This window comes from Polynucleobacter sp. AP-Sanab-80-C2 (genome assembly GCF_035012965.1).
Lineage (GTDB): Bacteria > Pseudomonadota > Gammaproteobacteria > Burkholderiales > Burkholderiaceae > Polynucleobacter.
This window is the reverse complement of record NZ_JAYGQS010000012.1, coordinates 1-1,239: the sequence shown is the minus strand read 5'-3', so window position 1 is coordinate 1,239 and position 1,239 is coordinate 1. Positions and strand designations below refer to the sequence as shown.

2 protein-coding genes are annotated in these 1,239 nt (G+C 43.7%); both read left to right on the top strand.

What is annotated here, in order from left to right; translation table 11 throughout:
• Positions 1-249: 249 nt before the first annotated feature.
• Positions 250-447, top strand: a complete 198-nt coding sequence (locus VC178_RS11405; protein WP_068948940.1) for an antitoxin VbhA family protein — start codon at positions 250-252, stop codon at positions 445-447.
• Entirely contained in the window at positions 425-1,015 is a 591-nt protein-coding gene (locus VC178_RS11400) for a Fic/DOC family protein (RefSeq protein WP_323482625.1), read from the top strand. Before VC178_RS11405 ends, VC178_RS11400 begins: the two co-directional genes overlap by 23 nt.
• Positions 1,016-1,239 lie beyond the last annotated feature (224 nt).

The window sequence follows — 1,239 nt, the reverse complement described above, 5'->3', positions numbered from 1 at the left end:
CGACACAAATTTGAGCTTTTCATCCATCTTCGTACTTTCATTCCACGGCATAGAGTGGTCCCTCCTATGCCAAAAACTGTAAAGTATGTGTCCGGTATAAAGTGTTAACTATGTGTCGAGTCGTACATAAGCCTCGCTTCTGCGGGGCTTTTTTATTACTTACATCATCCCTCCAAATAGCTATTTAAAGCCTGATTTAGAGCTATTTTATGGCTAGGAAATCACCCCCAAATCGACTAAAATAGACTTATGCCAACTAAGTTTGCCAACCAATCTCAAGCTCGCCAATACAACGTTTCTAACGCTGTGGCTTCCGCTCGGATTGAAGGCATTGTTCCAACTAAGCAGTTAGAGCAAAACCTCACTGATTACGTTGCCGGTAAAAAGAGTATTGCGCAAATACTGGAAGAAACTAAACAACGATATGTCACGCTACGACGCGGATGACACCTACTGCTACCCTGGTACAGACGTACTTCGAAACAAAGCAGAAATAACCAACGCAGAAGATTTAGACACCTACGAAGGTGAGCTATCTACTTTGCGCTCAATTGAAATTCTAGAAAGCCCCATAGCAGGTCAATTTGACCTTGCTCATCTTCAGCGCATTCATTTGGCACTCTTTCAAGATGTATATGACTGGGCCGGCAAGATTCGCATAGTAGATATTAGCCGTGGCAATAGTCGCTTTGCTAATGTACGTTTTATTGAATCTGCGGCAAACGATATATTTAATAAACTAGCTCGCGAAAACCGGCTCAAAGGCTTGGATGCCGACTCCCTATCAAAAAGATTAGCCCACTATTTATCAGAGATAAACGCCCTTCACCCTTTTCGAGAAGGAAATGGTCGAGTGCAACGTATATTCATCTCCCAACTTAGTCAATCAGCAGGCTATCAACTCGACTACTCCGACCTGGAACAGGAGCAAATTTATCAGGCAATGGAACTAGCCTTTAATGGGGATGAATCCATTCTTGCTAATCTCATTCTTGAGCGACTAGAGAAAAACTAATAGGCTTGAGCAATTTGTAACCCTGTCTGAGCCAATTAAATCTCTTTAAGCCCGTTGGTCGCGAGTTCGAATCTCGCCCGACCCACCAAGCATTACTGGTACGTACCGGACACATGCTTTACGTCCGGTACCGACCACATGGTTTACACCTTTACCAATCACATCCCCAATACTTTGGGACCAAATGGGTTTTCTAGGGCTTGTACCCTTGAAGACTCCATATC

Coding starts and splice junctions, on each gene's coding strand:
- VC178_RS11400 (WP_323482625.1), top strand. CDS start 425: ATGTCACGCTACGACGCGGATGACACCTACTGCTACCCTGGTACAGAC.
- VC178_RS11405 (WP_068948940.1), top strand. CDS start 250: ATGCCAACTAAGTTTGCCAACCAATCTCAAGCTCGCCAATACAACGTT.